The organism is Psychrobacter sp. 28M-43 (assembly GCF_014770435.1).
Taxonomy (GTDB): Bacteria; Pseudomonadota; Gammaproteobacteria; order Pseudomonadales; family Moraxellaceae; genus Psychrobacter.
The window spans coordinates 1,328,123-1,344,629 of record NZ_CP061739.1 but is presented as its reverse complement, the minus strand read 5'-3'; the positions used below and the strand labels follow the sequence as shown (position 1 = coordinate 1,344,629).

Here is a 16,507-nt window from a genome sequence, read left to right as displayed (position 1 = left end):
GGTACAAAAGAACCTCACGAAGAAGCTACATAATCAATATATTTTTGAGCAATATTTTTCGGTAAAAACTGTTCGTCAAAATCAAATAAAAAACTCTTCGGCTCTGCCATTAATAGGGTAATTTTACTCGCTAAAGCGTCAATATCATCTACAGGCACAAGGCTGTTAGCCGGCAACATTTCACTTGGTCCTGACTTACAGTTAGTGCTGACTACGGGTACGTTCAATGCTAATGCCTCGGGTATAACCCTCACAAAACCTTCAGATCTTGAAGATAAAACAAAGCCTCTGGCATGTTTCATATAGGGGTAAGGGTTTTTATTAAAACCTAAAAATAGAACTTTCTCCGAAATACCTAAGTCTTGAGCCAGCTTTTGGGTTTGCTCAAGCATTTTCCCCTTACCTAGTAATACTAAAGGGTATGCCATAGAGGATTTCGCATAAGCCTTCAGCAAAACATCATGCGCTTTTTCTGGCTTAAAACTACCTACATGAAGAATATATTGTTTTGGCTTAATTCTATCGTATTGGCTGCTAGTTGATTCATTGGCTAGTTGTTGAATGAGCTCTTTGTCAAATGCATTATAAATTGTATTGCTAGTGATACAAGAACCTAAGCTTGCCTGTAAATCATCCTCCACTCCTTTCGACACGCAAATACAAGGTCTACTCTCATAAATTCGGCGAAGCTCCTCTACTTTTTTATCAGTATTACTACTATTTGTCAGTCCAAACTTGTTGGAAATTGTATTTCTAATAACGTAAATCAGATTAGGTAATTTACTATGAACCATAATTCTATCTGATGGATAAAGATTGGATATGATAATATTTGGTTTTCCTATTTTACTTAATATATATCTATCAACCTTAGCGGCAAATAACTGATAACGAAGTTGACTACTCGGTATTAGCTTATAAGGCTTGAATCTAATCACATGACAGTTCAAGTTGGGATTGAGATCATACTCTACAAGCGGTTTGAATCTTAATATATGGACTTCATAACCCAATTCATAAAAACCCTGCCCTAAGGTAAGTACTGAGCGCTCTGCACCCCCACCTTGCAAGCAATTAATAACTAATACTACTTTTTTGATAATCTGAGACATGAACTATAGTTTACCTATTAATATTATTTTCATTGAAACATTAGTATTGTTCAGAGCTTGAAACTTATTCTCTCCAATATTTCTCAACCCATCCTACCGGCAAGATAAAATGACGCAAATGGCGCAATGGGCGTTTCAAGTTTTTAGGCTCAGTAAGTCTTTTTAGATGGTCTTTAGCATTATTGGCGGCGTTTTTATTGTATCTGCCTTCAATAGCATGCGTAGGATACAAATCACCTGGGAAGATAACGATGCGAGCGCCTTTAGGAATCTTCGGTTCTTTGATGTAGTTAAGCGGAAATGGTTGGCGACATTTACGTCTAAAGTGTGCCACCCAAGCTTTTGGAAATAGTTTTACACCGCCTGGTGCATTGCGGGTAACAAAACGTTGCTCAAAACGATATTCATCAGCAATACCCTGTGGATCAGCTTTGAACTTCTCTTGGAGTGAAACAAGTGACCCTATCTGAAATCTAAAGCAAGAGGTCTGCCCCAAGCGCTCTAATGGATTGCTTGGGTTATAAGACAAGATAACATCATCTGGCTCGCCATATTCAAAGAAAGGATCGAGACTATCAACGATAATCACGTCCAAATCTACAAATAATACTGTCCCTGTTAAATCACCGAGCTTTTCACCCCACAAACGAGATTTAGGCCACTTTCCTAACGTATTCGTTGGCATAGTAACATCTAATGGTGGTAGTTCTTGACATTCTATTTCTGGACGTACATCAGTCGTATCATCCGTAAAACACACAAAACGAAACGGCGGGGTGATATTACGAGATACCATACCATATAGTTTATTGGCGTAATCAGCACCGTATTTTGTACCCCATTTAATACAAATAATTTGTTTGATATTTTTATTATCGTCTGTACTAGAATCTATTGGCATTGACTGCTCACTTTAATCGTATGAATAAATATAATGGCTATATTAGCATAAAAAAAAGACTGAACAATTATGTTCAGCCTTTTTGGTCTTTAAAGTAACGGCATTATTAATCAATAAAGCTTAACCAGTCCATATATTTCTCATTACGACCATGGACTACATCAAAGTATAAGGTCTGTAGTTTTTCAGTCAACTCACCGCGGCCACCATTACCGATGATACGATCGTCATATTCACGAATAGGCGTGACTTCAGCAGCGGTACCTGTCATAAATATCTCGTCAGCCAAGTAAAACTCATCACGAGTGATACGGCGTTCGATGACATTGATACCTAGATCAGCCGCGAACTGTAAGATAGTACGGCGGGTGATACCGTCTAATGCACCACCTGATAGGTCTGGCGTATGTAGCTCACCATTTTTTACCAAGAATAAGTTTTCGCCTGCGCCCTGACATACAAACCCTTGTGGATCCATTAAGATAGCTTCGTCATAGCCATTACGCGTCACTTCTTGGTTGGCCATGATAGATACAGGATAGTTACTAGAGGCTTTAGCCTTACACATAGTCACGTTTGGCATGTGATGCGTATATGATGACGTTTTTACACGGATACCATTTTTAATGCCTTCTTCACCAAGATAAGCACCCCAATGCCAAGCAGCAACCATAGCATTGATGCTGTTGTCACGTGAAGACAAGCCAAGTTTTTCTGCACCTACCCAGATGAGCGGACGAATATAAGCTTCTGCCAAGTTGTTTTGCTTGACCACATCTTTATGTGCTTGCTCTAAAGTGGCAGCATCAAAAGGTACGTCCATTTGGAAGATTTTGGCTGAGCCAAGTAGACGCTCGGTATGTTCTTTTAAGCGGAAAATAGCGGTACGATTATCCGCTGTTTGGTAAGCGCGCACGCCTTCAAACACAGCCATACCGTAATGCAAGCTATGTGTAAGCACATGAACTTTAGCATCTGGCTGTTCGATCATCGTGCCATTCATCCAAAGCTTACCATCTTGTGTTGCCATATTCATTTTATTGTCCTTATGCTAGCACTGACGTCTAACTTTTTTTAGGTAGGTTTTATTTAACAGTATTGATCAACATCGTATGATAACACCGCAGCGTCAATTTTTATTGCCTAAACAACAGCTTCATTATGACAAACGATTGACAGTGTTATGATGATGTGTGACCGATTATATCACTGGCCGTCTTGGCAAATGAAATCTTTTGGTTTGGCACTATATGGTTTTTAATTATATCGTTCCTAGCTACCGACTCTATCCATAGTTTTCGTTTATAGCTTTTATTGATAGCTTTTATTCATAGTAACGCATGACAGTTTAAGCGTCTCTTGGACTATCGGCAAGACCTGAATCATACAAGTTTCGATATTACTCGTCGTCTGTCTCCACACCCATGAGATGCCGCCATTGTGACTGTACTAATGCTCGCGTCTCCTGCCACAATGACTCATCAACGAGCAAAGACTGCTCTGATAGTGCTAACTGATGCGTGGCAGCACGAATCCTTAGATAGGCATCGGTCAAATCCTGACAGACTTGGTCATCCCAAATACCAAGCAAAGCAACTTCTGCAAAAATTCGCACATTATCGCTCCATTTGGTCAAACTCGGATATTCATGCGAGTAAGCCAATACGGCAAACTGTGCTAAGAACTCAATATCTACAATCCCGCCTGCATCTTGCTTAAGATGAAACTTGCCCGCTTCCTGCTGCCATTGGCTCGTGCCTAGATGTTTTTGCATTTTGATACGCATGCTAGTGACTTCACTACGTACTTGATCCAGTGTCCGTGGCAACGACAATACGTCGCGGCGAATATCACAAAAGCGTGCAGTGACTCGTCTGTCCCCGCAAATTGCACGAGCACGTACCAACGCTTGATGCTCCCACGACCATGCTTTATCCATTTGATAGGTTTCAAACGCATGACAAGATACCACCATCATGCCAGCATTTCCTGAGGGTCGCAGACGCATATCAATCTCATAGGCACGGCCATCACGTGTTTGAGTATTGAGATAATTCATCAGTTTTTGTACAAGACGCGCGGCAAACTTCATACCACTGACTGATTTTTCACCAGTGGTCATGCCTTGCTCTTTTATCTTGTGTAAGAATACCAAGTCCAAATCTGAAGAATACGATAGCTCTAAGCCACCAAGCTTGCCATAACCGATAATTGCAAAGCCGCAGTCCGCTTCAGTGACTGGGTCGCCATCTTGGCCAATAGGATACCCATAACGGTTAACAATCTCTGCAAAAGCGCGCTCCAATGCGGCTTCTAATACGACCTCAGCGATGTAAGTCAATGAATCTGACACTTTCATAATCGGACGCTCAGCCAATACATCACTAGCAGCGACCGCCAACACTTGATTCTTTTTAAACAGACGTAGGACGCTTAACAGCTCTTCTTCATCGTTAGGCTCGACGCGTAGCAACTGTTGGCGCAAGATATCACGCAGCTCACGCTTATCTGGCAGATGACGATAACGCTGCTGCAAAAATGTGTCTAATAATACAGGATACTGAGCCAACTCTTTTGCGATCCACGGGCTGGCAGATAGCATTGGAATCAGCTCAATCGTTGCATTGGGGTTTTCAGCAATCATGACCAAATAGATAGAACGACGGCAAATCGCTTCAAGCAGTGAGATCAATCTTGGTAAAGCAGTATTGGCAAGTTGCTGCTGTTCTTGATGCGCTAACAACGCATGGACAATGACAGGATATGCGTCGTCTAAACGCTCTCTGGCCTCATCACTTAAGTTAGCCACCATTTTTGATTGCCAAAAGTTCTGTAGTAACTCGCGATTTTCTTCTGTCAGCACTTCTTTTAAACGGGCAATTTGCTCATCTAAGTGCTCTGGCTCTAGGTCGGTATCTTCGTTATCAGGTACTTGGCGCTCAGTGACCATACGCTCAAACGGCACATTGACACTCTCGCGATGACGATTAAGCTGATCTAATAAGGCATACCAGTTTTCAAAATTCAGCGTCACTGCTAGATTATGTTGCCATTGCTCATCGTGTGGTAAGCGCTGGGTCTGCTGATCATTAATCGCTTGAATAGCATGCTCCAGCCGGCGTAAGAACCGATACGCGGCCTGTAGCTGCTCGTAAGTTGAGTGCTCCAGATAGCCAAGCTCACACAATACTTGCATCGCCTGCAAGCAAGGTTTTATTTGCAGCTGTGGATGCCGGCCGCCGTAGATAAGCTGAAAGGCCTGTACGATAAACTCGATATCTCTAATGCCGCCCGCGCCAAGCTTGATATTATCCAGGTCTTCACGCTGGGCAACTTGGTTTTGGATAAGAGACTTCATCTCTCTCAATGCTGAAAACGCACTGTAGTCCACATAATAACGAAAGACAAATGGCTTAATCAGCGCTTGTATCTCTTCATAAAATGGCTGGTCTATTTGTCCGACTACGCGCGCTTTTAACCAAGCAAAACGCTCCCACGCCCGCCCATGCATCGTAAAGTATTTTTGTAATGCAGACAGATGAATGGCCAAATCACTTCCATCACCCCATGGACGTAAGCGCATATCTACTCGAAAGACAAAACCGTCAGCGGTCTTGTTATCAAGCAGTTTAATAATGCCTTGACCCAATCGAGTCATAAAGCGTTTGTTGTCTATGCTACGTGTGCCTTTTGCCTTATTGCCATTGGTCTCGCCGCGCGCTTGATGTACAAAGATTAGGTCAATATCACTTGATAAATTCAGCTCTTGCGCACCAAGCTTACCCATGGCCATAATCGCCATATCATCAATCTGTACATTGCCTTGTTCATTGATAAAGGTCGGCTCACCATACTTAGCAACCAAGTGCTGATAAGTGTAATCTTTAGCAAAAGAGATACAGCCATCTGCAAACTCAGACAACTCATCGGTCAGCTGCTCCAGACTGATCGTCTGCAAGGCATCTTGCCAAATCCAGCGCATCATTAGTAGCGTGCGCAAGTGACGCAGACCACTCATGACCTTGATTTCATCAGCGAGTTGATAGTTCTCATCTAGCGTATAATCTTGTATCAGATCATCGATTTGCTGGCGGGTCAGCGTACTATTCAATGGATAGCTACGCAAAAACGTCTGACATGAAACGGTCCGACTTTCCCAAATCTGATAAGCGAACTCGCTCGCTGTCTGTAGGACTTGCAGTTGTTCTACGGTAGGCTGATAATCTGTACCATTGTTCACACGTGAGGGCATAGCAGGTAACATAGTGACAAAAACTCCTTACATAGAATGGTAAGACTACGTGAACCTAGCTCATAAGTTTATTGTTTTTTCTTACGAGGCAGTCACAGCATCAAATAATAATACTCAGTGTGCCTACACTTGAGATAAAACCACGTTAAATAACAGTGACTCTATTTGGTTTGCGGCGCTTTATGTTAGCATAAACATCTTTGATAGAGACGACGCACCGCTCTTTTATGACATAACGATATTTGATGTGACAGTATGATCCGCTGTACGTCGCATTATCAGTATAAATTCTGTTTTCTGTCACGCAAATTTGCACACAAGCACTATAATAATAACGACCAAATTACTTTATACAAAGCATTTATAGCAACTCGGCCATAATTTTTAAACTCTTATTTACAATATGTGATACCGCGCCCTATGACGACCACTCCCCCGTTACTACTGATTACTGCTGACCCTAGTCACCCATTGGCACGCTTGGCGTTACGCTATGCACGCGCCTACCTGAAGAACGCAGCGAATAGTCATGATATTGATAACAATGACACTAATAGTACAGGTACAGGCAGCAGCGATAATGCTACCTCTGAACAATCCCTGCTCAATGTCTTCTTTTATGGCGACTCGGCTCACATAGCCAATCGCTTGCGTTGGCAGTCAGCCGATCAATTAGACTTGACCAAAGAATGGCAGTCTTTGGCTGAGCAGCATCAATTACCCCTGCCTGTCTGTGTCAGTACAGCACTTAGCCGCGGTGTGAGTGATGTAGACAACAGCTCACGTCATCAGCTTGACGGTACCAATCTTGCGACGGGGTTTACCTTAGTGGGACTCAGTGAGCTTGCGATGATGATGCAGGATAACTGTCGTGTGATACAATTTTGATAGTGTGTCGTTTGATAGCATGTCGTTTGATAGTCTGTCTATTGAGATCACTGGTAGCGGTAACTATTTTTAGGAATACATAATGAGATTATTAATTCAGCTGCACACGCCCACTGAAGCAGCAAGCTACGAAGGTTGTGCGCTCGCGCTAACTTTAGCGACATTTGGTCATGAGGTGCAATTGTTCTTAGATGCGCCTGTCTTCGGCTTATTGATGCAATCTGACTCGCGGCTGCATGGCATGATTCAATCACTTGAGCTTTACGATATGCCTGCAGCTTGGCTACCTGATGATGTCTTTAGTGGCTGGGTCACTGGTATGTTGCCGACAGATCTTGCATCACAGCTCACACTCGTGCCTGAGATCATCAACTCGCAAGACTTTGAGCAGATACTTACCTTTTAAATCACTATATTACTTAGATTTATAAAATAATAAAGCACGTAATCGGACACCTTTATGGCAACTTTATATCAATTGCATAGCACGATGGCTACCCTTAGACGCAGCACCGAAGAGATGTCTCGCACTTGGCGCACAGGTGATAGTATCATTCTGCTTGGCAGCACTCCTGCTTTTATCGATTGGCTCAATGCTTATTTAAATGATAGCGATATAGATGGTATTGCTGGTATTTACGCATTGGCAGATGACATCGAACAGCTCACGGCAAATACAACTGGCAAGCTTAATTTAGAGACTAAGTTGACTGCTATTTTAAACGACGCAGAATGGGTGAATCTGACTCAGAGCATTCAGTTTGATAAAGTAGTGACGATTGCCTTATGAGTAATGACATGACTACTCACAACGCTGCGTTATCAGCGGCTGATATCGAATTGGATCAAGACGGCCATCTATGTGACCATACGATTTGGACACCTGTTATCGCGCAGCAATTGGCAGACACATTAGAGGTCAATCTGAGCGACGAGCATTTAGAAGTTTTGCAACAAGTGCGCGCGTTTTTTGACAAATTTAATCACGCGCCAGCAACCCGTCCACTAATCAAATGGCTACAAAAGACTTTGCCAGAACTCGATATTAGCAATCAAAAGCTACAGCAGTTGTTTAATACAGGTTTGGTTGCGCGTCATGTCAATCGCTTGGCAGGATTACCCAAACCACCAAACTGTTTATAAGTACTTTATAGACGATAAGATACAATCGATGGCGCACTAGAAACTCATCATATGTACATGAGCAGTATCTAATATTTTACTGCTCATTGAGTACGAAAATATTTTTAAGTCTATAGCTATTGTTTAAACAAATAGCTATTTTGGGTCATAGACTGTCAATGTCTCATAACCAACGCTACGACCTTCATCGCCCGTAAACCCTTGCTGTCGCCATATCTCGTACAGACAAATGGCTACGCTATTTGATAAGTTTAAACTACGCGAGTCAGCTAGCATGGGCAGTCTTAGCCAGTTATCAGCACCGATATCGTCACGTATATCATCTGCCAGACCTGCTGTTTCAGAACCAAAGACTAACGCGATATTGGGCATAGCAGCCTTATCAGATGCTTCAGAGTCCGAGTTTTTACCAAAGTCATAATCATAAAACGGTTTGCTTAGCTTGGTTGTCAATGCCGTAACCACATGGCAGTCAGCGGCTTTTAGCGCTTGCCTTGCAGCCGTCCAGTTGTCATGCACTTGCAAATGCGCGTATTCATGATAATCGAGACCTGCACGGCGTAGCTTTTTGTCATCAAGCTCAAACCCTAACGGTCTGACTAAATGCAGCTGTGCCCCGCTATTGGCACACAGTCGAATAATATTGCCAGTGTTACTCGGCATTTTTGGTGCTACTAACACGATATGGATGGTCATTCTTACTCCACAAATATTCAACGCTCTATTATTTAAATTTATGAGCGGTAGGTAATCGAAAGTTACAGTTTACTGCCAATAATTACATTTTGATACTGTGCAGCGTTTTTAACTTTCACTATGATGTCTGTAATGGATAACGCGATAGCATTTATGTATGACTGTCTCATCCAATACCCCTTCAGTGAAGCTTAAGCACACGCTTAGCGTCACTGTTGTTATTTATAACCATTCATTTATCTTTGAGGATACTATTATGAAAAAAGTAATCATCGCATCTTTAACTGCTATGTTCGTTCTAACTGGTTGCAACACGTTCAAAGGCTTTGGCCAAGACGTATCAAGCGCTGGTGATGCTGTAACTGGCGGCGCACAAGAAGTACAAAACAAAATCTAAGGTCTGCTTTTTTTAGATTTTCAAAAAGGCTTATCATTCATTTGATAAGCCTTTTTTGTGTTCTTACTTCGCTGTTATTAAACAATCACTCAAGCACGATTTTATAAAAACGCGCGTAATATCTGATTGAGATAACGCTGTCCTAATACGGTCGGTTGCAACTGCGTATCACTATCTACCAACAATCCTTGCTTGACCAGATTGTTTACTTGTTCAGCAATACTATCAAGGGTTAATCCAGTTCTCTTTTCGAACATAGTCCAAGCGACACCGCCATGTAAGCGCAGTGCGTTTAGCATATATTCACTCACCAACTCTTCTTGATCAATCGCTTGCCAGCCAACCATTTTTGGTGTGATTTGGCGTGTATCAGACATCTTCGTGGTATCTGGATTTATTACTATATAATCTTTTGGCAAACGCGATTTGCTAAAGCGATAGATACCTGACGCTATTAACAAGTCATCTTCCATTTTATCTTTTACGTCTGACGAGTTACTACCATTGCTATCGTTACGACCAATCGTCACTTTACCATGAGCTCCAGCGCCGATGGCTAAATAGTCGCCAAACTGCCAATAGTTGATATTATGACGACATGGTTTATCTGACTCGCCTGCCCACGCAGACACCTCATAATTGCTATAACCTAATTGCTGCAATAGCGCTTGCCCTGCTTGTTCGATATCTGCCAAATTGTCTTCATCGGGTAAAATAGGCTGGCTACGGTAAAACACGGTATTTGGCTCAATAGTCAGTTGATACCAAGAGATATGCGTTGCACCAGCATCATGCGCCATTTGGATATCTTCTAGCGCTTCATTCATGGTTTGCTGCGGTAGACCGTGCATCAGGTCGACGTTGAGCCGTGCAAATCCAGCCGCTTTGGCAGCTCGAATTGCTGATAATGCTTGCACAGGATCATGGATACGTCCAAGTACCTTTAGCTTATCAGCGGCAAAGCTCTGTACGCCGATAGACAGACGATTAATACCAACCTCTAAATACTGGGCAAATGGCGCATGCTCAAGCGTGCCCGGATTGGCCTCCATCGTGACTTCGATGTCTTCTGCAAATTCAAAACATGTACGTAAACCAGTAAACAATCGCTGATACTGAGAAATGGGTAGCAAAGACGGCGTACCACCACCGATAAATATCGAACCAATCTCTCGGCCCTGAGTTAAAGGTTGCTGCATCGCGGCGTCTAACAGTAATGCATCGACGTATTCCTCATACATGGATAGCTCACTGTCAATCGGCAGCTCATGCGAATTAAAATCGCAATAAGGACACTTCTTCACACACCACGGGATGTGAATGTAAAGGGACAATGGAATGTCGGTCACGTCTACCGCGATAGTATCTGTCGTTGGCTCAGTAAGACTTAACGTATTTAGTTCGTTTGGCATGCTGGCTGTATTCACTTTGGGCATAAATAAACTTATTTTGTAGTGAGCAATAATGATCGATATCAAGAGTAAGGCTAGGATAGCGACTAGATGAGATAAAGAAAAGCCTATCTATCATAAAACTATTAACAAAGCTATGCATAAAGCCATGTACAAACCCCCTATTCATCATGGTAACTTATGGGCAGTATATAGAGGGTCTGTTAAAAACAGCCTCTACTAAAAACAGAAACTATCAAAAACATGTTTGAGAGTGAGTCAATAGAAACTAACTCTGATAATTTTAAGAACAAATTGAAAAATAAATAAAAAATCGAAGGACAAATATATGGCGTATTGGTTAATGAAATCCAACCCCAAATTTTTTGGTATTGAAGATTTGCAGCGCTTGGGCACCGACGGTTGGGACGGCGTTCGCAACTACCGTGCGCGTAATTTTATGCGTGATGATATGAAAGTTGGTGACAAGGTATTCTTTTATCACTCTAGCGCCAAACCGTCTGGAGTCGCTGGTATCATGACAGTCACTACAGCAGGGTATCCCGATCCTACTCAGTTTCACCCTGAGCATCGTCATTATGATCCTATTGCGACTGAAGAGGAACCTCGTTGGTATATGGTCGATCTCACTTTTGAGCAAGCTTTTACAGAGGTGTTACCACTATCAGAGCTAAAGTTTTTGCCAGCTTTGGAAGACTCGTTATTATTGAGGAAAGGCTGTCAGCAATTAACAGTGATTCCATTAGAGCCCAAACATTGGCGAGCGATTATGGATATGGCGGAGACACTTGAGTTGTTACCAGAGCAAACTTATTGAATTGGCTATTGGCTATTGGCTATTGGCTATTGGCTATGAAGCAGAGTACAAAAAACCTAAAATTAATACCTGTATAGCGGCGCTAAAGCGTTGACATCATAGTGTGGCTTCTTTACCATCTTGCTATGTATATGACCTGTCAATCCACTACTTGGATCGACGGGTTATTTTTATTTTAGTGTCTTTACTTTTATTTTCATACTCTGTCTATCTACTTATGCAACATTATAAGCTTGCTCATATTATTTATCGGAGTATTATCGTCGGCACTACTCTCCTTGCTGCATCAATCTTAGTCGATTGATAGCAGTGTTTGTTTATTAATAATAACTACCTTAATAACAATTACCGCAAAGAATAAAAAGTTGCTTACCATGGTTTTTCCATTGTCTTTCAAAGATTTTAAAAGCTACAGCTTACGTTTGGGCATACTTGCCCTCCCTATCTTAATTACTCAGTTTTGCCAAGCCGCACTTGGCGTGGTCGATGCCATCATGGCAGGTCAAGTATCGGCGCTTGATTTGGCTGCGGTAGCCGTTGGGTCTGGTATTTGGCTACCATTGTTTTTATTGGCCACAGGTGTGCTTATCGCAACCACACCTCTGATTGGTGAAGCGATTGGTCAAGACCAGCACAACCAAGTACCACATATCACGCAGCAGTCTCTATGGACCGCAGGTGTCATTGGCATTATCGGTTTTATCATTGTCAATTTGGCTCCCAATGTTCTTGGCATTATGGGTGTCCCAGAAAACATTCAGCCGATAGCGACGCAATATTTACATGGTGTCTCATTTGGTTTCCCAGCGCTCGCTGTATATGCCGTCCTGCGCAGTTATTGTGAGGCATTGGGTCGTCCTGAGCCCGTGACTGTCATTAGTATCATTGGCCTACTCGCAGATATTCCCTTGAACTATATTTTTATTCATGGGTTATTTGGGATGCCAGAAATGGGCGGTGCAGGCTGCGGGGTGGCGACAGCATTGGTCTTATGGATAAATGTCCTATTGCTTGCAGCCTATACTAGCTTCACGAAACGTCGCGAATTTGTGAGCACGCGATTTTTTTATGGCTTCTCTAGCCCTAATCGAACACAGATTAAAAAGCTGTTAAAACTTGGTATCCCTATTGGCATCTCTATCTTCTTTGAAGCCAGTTTATTTAGCTTAGGCGCACTCGTTATCAGTCCATTGGGTGAGCTAGCAACAGCATCGCATCAAGTGGCACTGTCAGTGACCTCACAGCTATTTATGATACCGATATCTGTCGCCATGGCGCTCACTATCATGGTCTCCAATCGATTTGGTCAAAAAAACCTATTGGCACTGCGCCAAGTGCAAGCTACTGGACTGGTATGGACCGTATTAATCGCTTTGACCTGTATGCTTGGGATATGGCTATTCAGACCAGAACTGGCAGCAGCATTCACTGATAACCCAGAGGTTAGAGCTCAGTCTATGCATTTGCTTATCTTTGCACTCGCCTATCAGTTGTTTGATGGTTGGCAGGTTAACGTCGCTGGTATATTGCGCGGCATGCAAGATACCACCATACCAATGTGGGTAACACTCTTCTGCTACTGGTTAGTTGCCCTACCACTTGGCGTCTATCTGGTGCGTTTCACTGACGTTGGTGCACAAGGGTTTTGGATGGCGTTGATTACAGGTTTGTTCTTATCATCTATTTTACTTACTTTGCGTCTACGCTATCAGCAAAAACGTTTAACTGTACTATGGGGTTGAGCCAATTGCTCATAGATTACATTTTATAATCATTGTTAGCGTCATTTGATCATACAGACTATGAAAAATCGTAGATATTTTCTTGCTAAAAAGATGGCTTACGTCAAAATATGTAAAAATTCTCAGTTAACAACTGTACATTGATTGCTCATTGCCCTGAATCTAGGTATCATTAGCAATTAATTAGACAATATTTAGTTACACTATTTCTCGAATTTAGTACAAGGTCAGATAAAAACTATGGATATTGAAAAAATACGCACCCTCATCGCCCTTATGGAAGAAAGTGAACTGGTTAATTTAGAAATCAGTTCTGACGACGAGCATATTAGCTTAACTCGTCACTATGACGCGCCTGCGCCAACTATGATGGCCGCCCCAGCTGCGAGCGCTGCTCCTGCTGCCGCTGTCGAAGGCAAACCTGCAGAAAAAGCGGGTAGCGTTGAGTCTTCACCAATGGTTGGTGTTTTCTATTCAGCACCAAGCCCTAATGACCCACCATTTGTAAAAGTCGGTCAAAAGGTTCAGGCAGGTGATACTTTAGGTATTATCGAAGCCATGAAAATCATGAACCCGCTTGAAGCGACTCAAAGTGGTATTGTTGACGAAATCTTGGTAGATAACTCTGAAGTCGTACAGTTCGGTCAACCTGTCATACGCTATAAAGCGTAACGATATTTGCCATACTTTATTTCATTATGGCTGACTTTTGGTATATGTACCGCGTCAATGCTAAATAATATGATGCTATGTATCGAAACTCAGTCAATGACTGACGCTTCGACAAGGATGAACCCATGATAAAAAAATTGCTCATTGCCAACAGAGGTGAAATTGCCCTGCGCATCGTCCGCGCCTGTAAAGCGCTAGGTATCGAAACGGTAGGTGTCTACTCTACTGCGGATGCTAACTTGATGCACTTGCGCTTTGTTGATGAGGCAATTTGTATTGGCAAGCCTAATGCTAACCAAAGCTACCTTGATATTAATACCATCTTGACCGCTGCTGAAATCACTGGTGCAGATGCTATCCATCCCGGTTATGGCTTTTTGTCTGAGAATGCTGAATTTGCTGAACAAGTAGAAGAGGCAGGATTGACCTTCGTTGGTCCTAATGCTGATCATATTCGCCTTATGGGCAACAAAGTTTCTGCCATCAACGCTATGAAAAAAGCTGGCGTACCAACCGTACCTGGTTCAGTTGGCGCTGTGACTCTGCATAATGCTGAAGAGCAAGCCCGCAATATCGGTTTTCCACTATTGATTAAAGCGGCCTCTGGCGGCGGTGGACGCGGTATGCGTGTGGTTGAACGCTTTGACGAATTGATTGGTCAAGTACAAGCGGCCAAACAAGAAGCTGAGCTTTGGTTCGGTGATGACACTGTCTATATGGAGCGCTATCTACAGAACCCGCGCCACGTAGAAGTACAGGTACTAGGCGACGGTAATGGTAATGCTATCCATCTATACGACCGTGATTGCTCATTGCAGCGTCGCCATCAAAAAGTATTAGAAGAAGCACCTGCGCCTGACATTCCAGATGATGTACGTGAGCCAATCTTAAAAGCCTGTGTAAAAGCTTGCGAGCTTGTTAAGTATCGCGGTGCTGGTACTTTTGAATTCTTGTTTGAAAATAACGAGTTTTTCTTTATTGAAATGAACACTCGTGTACAGGTTGAGCATCCAGTGACTGAGATGATTACTGGTATCGATGTTGTCGTCGAGCAGCTCAAAATCGCAGCTGGTTACGGCCTGTCTTATCGTCAGAGTGAGATTGAGATCCAAGGTCATGCGATCGAATGTCGTATCAATGCCGAAGATGCAGCGACTTTCGTACCTTGCCCAGGCACTATCAGTCAATTGTTCACGCCAAGTGGTTCTGGTATCCGCTTTGACTCTCATCTATACCCTGGCTATGAGATACCGACCTATTATGATTCATTGATTGGTAAGCTTATCTGTCATGGTCAAACTCGTCAGCAAGCCATTGCTAAGACAGTACATGCCCTTGATGAGCTGATTATCGAAGGTATCAAAACCAATATACCTTTGCATCGTGATGTAATTTTGGCGGATGATAACTTCACTCGTGAAGCGCAAAACATTCATTACCTTGAAAGAGAGCTGCTGACTGCGAATAAAGCCAAAAAAGACTCGTAGGCTGAAATACTTGTAGAGTCTACTAAGCTTAATAAGCTCTCTGCAATTATCATTTAAAAAAACATATAAAAAAGCCGCTATTAATATAGCGGTTTTTTTATGTCATTAATAATCTGTCAATCATAAGTAAAGTACAACGAGCATCTCTGATTATGGCAACACTCTATTGAAGTTCATAAAGCATTCGTTACCATCAGGGTCAGCGCACCATTGCATCTGATTGCCATCATGATTGATAAATGCAATCAACGCTTCATCAGTCTGGTCGATCTGATTGCCTGAGCAGTCTACTTCATTATTATCATAAACGGTCTTGATCGCAATAACTGGCAGCCCTTCTTCACGGTGAGTGACCAGATAGCGGCCGTATGTCCACTCTTTGCCACTAACAGACCACATCTCATTATCCGCACTAAAGTTATATAGCTCGCGGCACTGGTTAGACTGACCAACTGACGCAAGTAAATTTTTACTAGTAACTAGTTGAATGTTTAGAACCCGCTCTTCACTTTGAGTCAGTACGCCGCCGTCCATGCCTGTTATCACCTTGGGCTCTACACTGCTAGGCTGTTGCGCACTATTTGCCGACTGGTTAGCTTCCGCTTCCTTGGTCATCATAGCCTGAGTAGAATGAGCGCTACTATCCAAGTCTATTTCCCACTGTCCAGCAATGGCTGGACTAATGTGAGTGGTAATGGTTGGCTTGGTAATAGCCTCACCGTTCGCAGGCAACGAAGCCAAAATAGATGCCAGCGTGAATGAAGCAAATGAGATAGGTTCCATAATTAACCTTTTAATTATAATATTTTAATATATACATTAGCGTAAGTCTTAGACACCAAAAACACAAGTAACATTATGCTATTGCTCATAAACCTGTAGTTGGAATGGCGCAGGTATTTATAGCAAAAAATAACGCCATTGCTTTACTTGCTAGAGACAAGGAGCGATGGCGTTATTAGCATACAGAATTTTGCGTGATATCAAT

Annotated in this window: 16 protein-coding genes; 9 read left to right on the top strand and 7 right to left on the bottom strand. The window is 42.6% G+C overall.

Going from position 1 to position 16,507, the window contains the following annotated elements; genetic code table 11:
- Positions 1 to 14: 14 nt before the first annotated feature.
- The 4 genes from IEE84_RS05730 to glnE form a co-directional block, all read right to left on the bottom strand.
- Positions 15 to 1,112 carry a glycosyltransferase gene (locus IEE84_RS05730; RefSeq protein WP_191115179.1) on the bottom strand — a complete coding sequence of 366 codons (1,098 nt, stop codon included), beginning with the start codon at positions 1,110 to 1,112 and terminating at the stop codon, positions 15 to 17.
- 64 nt (positions 1,113 to 1,176) lie between these two features.
- Positions 1,177 to 2,013, bottom strand: coding sequence for a glycosyl transferase (locus tag IEE84_RS05725; RefSeq protein WP_191115178.1), 837 nt, complete (start codon positions 2,011 to 2,013; stop codon positions 1,177 to 1,179).
- Between the two features lie 106 nt (positions 2,014 to 2,119).
- Positions 2,120 to 3,049, bottom strand: a complete 930-nt coding sequence (locus tag IEE84_RS05720) for a branched-chain amino acid transaminase (RefSeq protein ID WP_101204426.1) — start codon at positions 3,047 to 3,049, stop codon at positions 2,120 to 2,122.
- Positions 3,050 to 3,412: 363 nt separating this feature from the next.
- Positions 3,413 to 6,277, bottom strand: coding sequence for a bifunctional [glutamate--ammonia ligase]-adenylyl-L-tyrosine phosphorylase/[glutamate--ammonia-ligase] adenylyltransferase (glnE, locus tag IEE84_RS05715; RefSeq protein ID WP_191115177.1), 2,865 nt, complete (start codon positions 6,275 to 6,277; stop codon positions 3,413 to 3,415).
- A gap of 408 nt (positions 6,278 to 6,685) precedes the next feature.
- On the opposite strand from glnE, the gene tusD reads away from it, so the two are divergent.
- The 4 genes from tusD (at position 6,686) to IEE84_RS05695 (ending at position 8,296) form a co-directional block, all read left to right on the top strand.
- Entirely contained in the window at positions 6,686 to 7,153 is a 468-nt protein-coding gene (tusD, locus tag IEE84_RS05710) for a sulfurtransferase complex subunit TusD (RefSeq protein ID WP_191115176.1), read from the top strand.
- Positions 7,154 to 7,235: 82 nt separating this feature from the next.
- Complete coding sequence (locus IEE84_RS05705) at positions 7,236 to 7,559, top strand: hypothetical protein (RefSeq protein ID WP_191115175.1); 324 nt, start codon at positions 7,236 to 7,238, stop codon at positions 7,557 to 7,559.
- Between the two features lie 54 nt (positions 7,560 to 7,613).
- On the top strand, positions 7,614 to 7,943 hold the full coding sequence (locus tag IEE84_RS05700; RefSeq protein ID WP_191115174.1) for a hypothetical protein: 330 nt from the start codon (positions 7,614 to 7,616) through the stop codon (positions 7,941 to 7,943).
- A gap of 8 nt (positions 7,944 to 7,951) precedes the next feature.
- Positions 7,952 to 8,296 carry a TusE/DsrC/DsvC family sulfur relay protein gene (locus IEE84_RS05695; protein ID WP_224737920.1) on the top strand — a complete coding sequence of 115 codons (345 nt, stop codon included), beginning with the start codon at positions 7,952 to 7,954 and terminating at the stop codon, positions 8,294 to 8,296.
- A gap of 135 nt (positions 8,297 to 8,431) precedes the next feature.
- On the opposite strand, the gene IEE84_RS05690 is transcribed toward IEE84_RS05695, so the two are convergent.
- Entirely contained in the window at positions 8,432 to 8,992 is a 561-nt protein-coding gene (locus IEE84_RS05690; RefSeq protein WP_191115173.1) for a tRNA (cytidine(34)-2'-O)-methyltransferase, read from the bottom strand.
- Positions 8,993 to 9,248: 256 nt separating this feature from the next.
- Between IEE84_RS05690 and IEE84_RS05685 the strand changes: the two genes are divergently transcribed.
- The gene (locus IEE84_RS05685) at positions 9,249 to 9,389 is read left to right on the top strand and encodes an entericidin A/B family lipoprotein (RefSeq protein WP_057759705.1); all 141 of its coding nucleotides are present in this window, start codon (positions 9,249 to 9,251) and stop codon (positions 9,387 to 9,389) included.
- A 101-nt stretch (positions 9,390 to 9,490) separates the two neighbouring features.
- Here the strand turns inward: IEE84_RS05685 and hemW are convergent, their stop codons facing one another.
- The gene (gene hemW / locus IEE84_RS05680; protein ID WP_191115384.1) at positions 9,491 to 10,801 is read right to left on the bottom strand and encodes a radical SAM family heme chaperone HemW; all 1,311 of its coding nucleotides are present in this window, start codon (positions 10,799 to 10,801) and stop codon (positions 9,491 to 9,493) included.
- Between the two features lie 328 nt (positions 10,802 to 11,129).
- Here hemW and IEE84_RS05675 point away from each other — a divergent pair, with 328 nt between their 5' ends.
- The 4 genes from IEE84_RS05675 to accC all read left to right on the top strand — a co-directional run bounded on the left by IEE84_RS05675 (position 11,130) and on the right by accC (position 15,519).
- Complete coding sequence (locus IEE84_RS05675) at positions 11,130 to 11,618, top strand: EVE domain-containing protein (RefSeq protein WP_191115172.1); 489 nt, start codon at positions 11,130 to 11,132, stop codon at positions 11,616 to 11,618.
- Positions 11,619 to 11,992: 374 nt separating this feature from the next.
- Positions 11,993 to 13,360, top strand: a complete 1,368-nt coding sequence (locus tag IEE84_RS05670) for an MATE family efflux transporter (protein ID WP_191115383.1) — start codon at positions 11,993 to 11,995, stop codon at positions 13,358 to 13,360.
- A 240-nt stretch (positions 13,361 to 13,600) separates the two neighbouring features.
- Complete coding sequence (gene accB / locus IEE84_RS05665) at positions 13,601 to 14,032, top strand: acetyl-CoA carboxylase biotin carboxyl carrier protein (protein WP_102092842.1); 432 nt, start codon at positions 13,601 to 13,603, stop codon at positions 14,030 to 14,032.
- Between the two features lie 125 nt (positions 14,033 to 14,157).
- Positions 14,158 to 15,519: an acetyl-CoA carboxylase biotin carboxylase subunit gene (accC, locus tag IEE84_RS05660; protein WP_057759692.1), complete on the top strand. Its 1,362-nt coding sequence runs from the start codon at positions 14,158 to 14,160 to the stop codon at positions 15,517 to 15,519.
- Between the two features lie 150 nt (positions 15,520 to 15,669).
- Here the strand turns inward: accC and IEE84_RS05655 are convergent, their stop codons facing one another.
- Positions 15,670 to 16,302: a hypothetical protein gene (locus IEE84_RS05655; RefSeq protein ID WP_191115171.1), complete on the bottom strand. Its 633-nt coding sequence runs from the start codon at positions 16,300 to 16,302 to the stop codon at positions 15,670 to 15,672.
- Between the last annotated feature and the right edge of the window lie 205 nt (positions 16,303 to 16,507).

Excerpts from the sequence above, each read along its gene's own strand:
- IEE84_RS05725 (WP_191115178.1), bottom strand. The coding sequence starts at position 2,013 with ATGCCAATAGATTCTAGTACAGACGATAATAAAAATATCAAACAAATT.
- IEE84_RS05720 (WP_101204426.1), bottom strand. The coding sequence starts at position 3,049 with ATGAATATGGCAACACAAGATGGTAAGCTTTGGATGAATGGCACGATG.
- accB (WP_102092842.1), top strand. The coding sequence starts at position 13,601 with ATGGATATTGAAAAAATACGCACCCTCATCGCCCTTATGGAAGAAAGT.
- IEE84_RS05730 (WP_191115179.1), bottom strand. The coding sequence starts at position 1,112 with ATGTCTCAGATTATCAAAAAAGTAGTATTAGTTATTAATTGCTTGCAA.
- IEE84_RS05675 (WP_191115172.1), top strand. The coding sequence starts at position 11,130 with ATGGCGTATTGGTTAATGAAATCCAACCCCAAATTTTTTGGTATTGAA.
- IEE84_RS05655 (WP_191115171.1), bottom strand. The coding sequence starts at position 16,302 with ATGGAACCTATCTCATTTGCTTCATTCACGCTGGCATCTATTTTGGCT.
- IEE84_RS05695 (WP_224737920.1), top strand. The coding sequence starts at position 7,952 with ATGACTACTCACAACGCTGCGTTATCAGCGGCTGATATCGAATTGGAT.
- glnE (WP_191115177.1), bottom strand. The coding sequence starts at position 6,277 with ATGTTACCTGCTATGCCCTCACGTGTGAACAATGGTACAGATTATCAG.
- IEE84_RS05690 (WP_191115173.1), bottom strand. The coding sequence starts at position 8,992 with ATGACCATCCATATCGTGTTAGTAGCACCAAAAATGCCGAGTAACACT.
- IEE84_RS05700 (WP_191115174.1), top strand. The coding sequence starts at position 7,614 with ATGGCAACTTTATATCAATTGCATAGCACGATGGCTACCCTTAGACGC.
- accC (WP_057759692.1), top strand. The coding sequence starts at position 14,158 with ATGATAAAAAAATTGCTCATTGCCAACAGAGGTGAAATTGCCCTGCGC.
- tusD (WP_191115176.1), top strand. The coding sequence starts at position 6,686 with ATGACGACCACTCCCCCGTTACTACTGATTACTGCTGACCCTAGTCAC.
- IEE84_RS05705 (WP_191115175.1), top strand. The coding sequence starts at position 7,236 with ATGAGATTATTAATTCAGCTGCACACGCCCACTGAAGCAGCAAGCTAC.
- IEE84_RS05670 (WP_191115383.1), top strand. The coding sequence starts at position 11,993 with ATGGTTTTTCCATTGTCTTTCAAAGATTTTAAAAGCTACAGCTTACGT.
- IEE84_RS05685 (WP_057759705.1), top strand. The coding sequence starts at position 9,249 with ATGAAAAAAGTAATCATCGCATCTTTAACTGCTATGTTCGTTCTAACT.
- hemW (WP_191115384.1), bottom strand. The coding sequence starts at position 10,801 with ATGCCAAACGAACTAAATACGTTAAGTCTTACTGAGCCAACGACAGAT.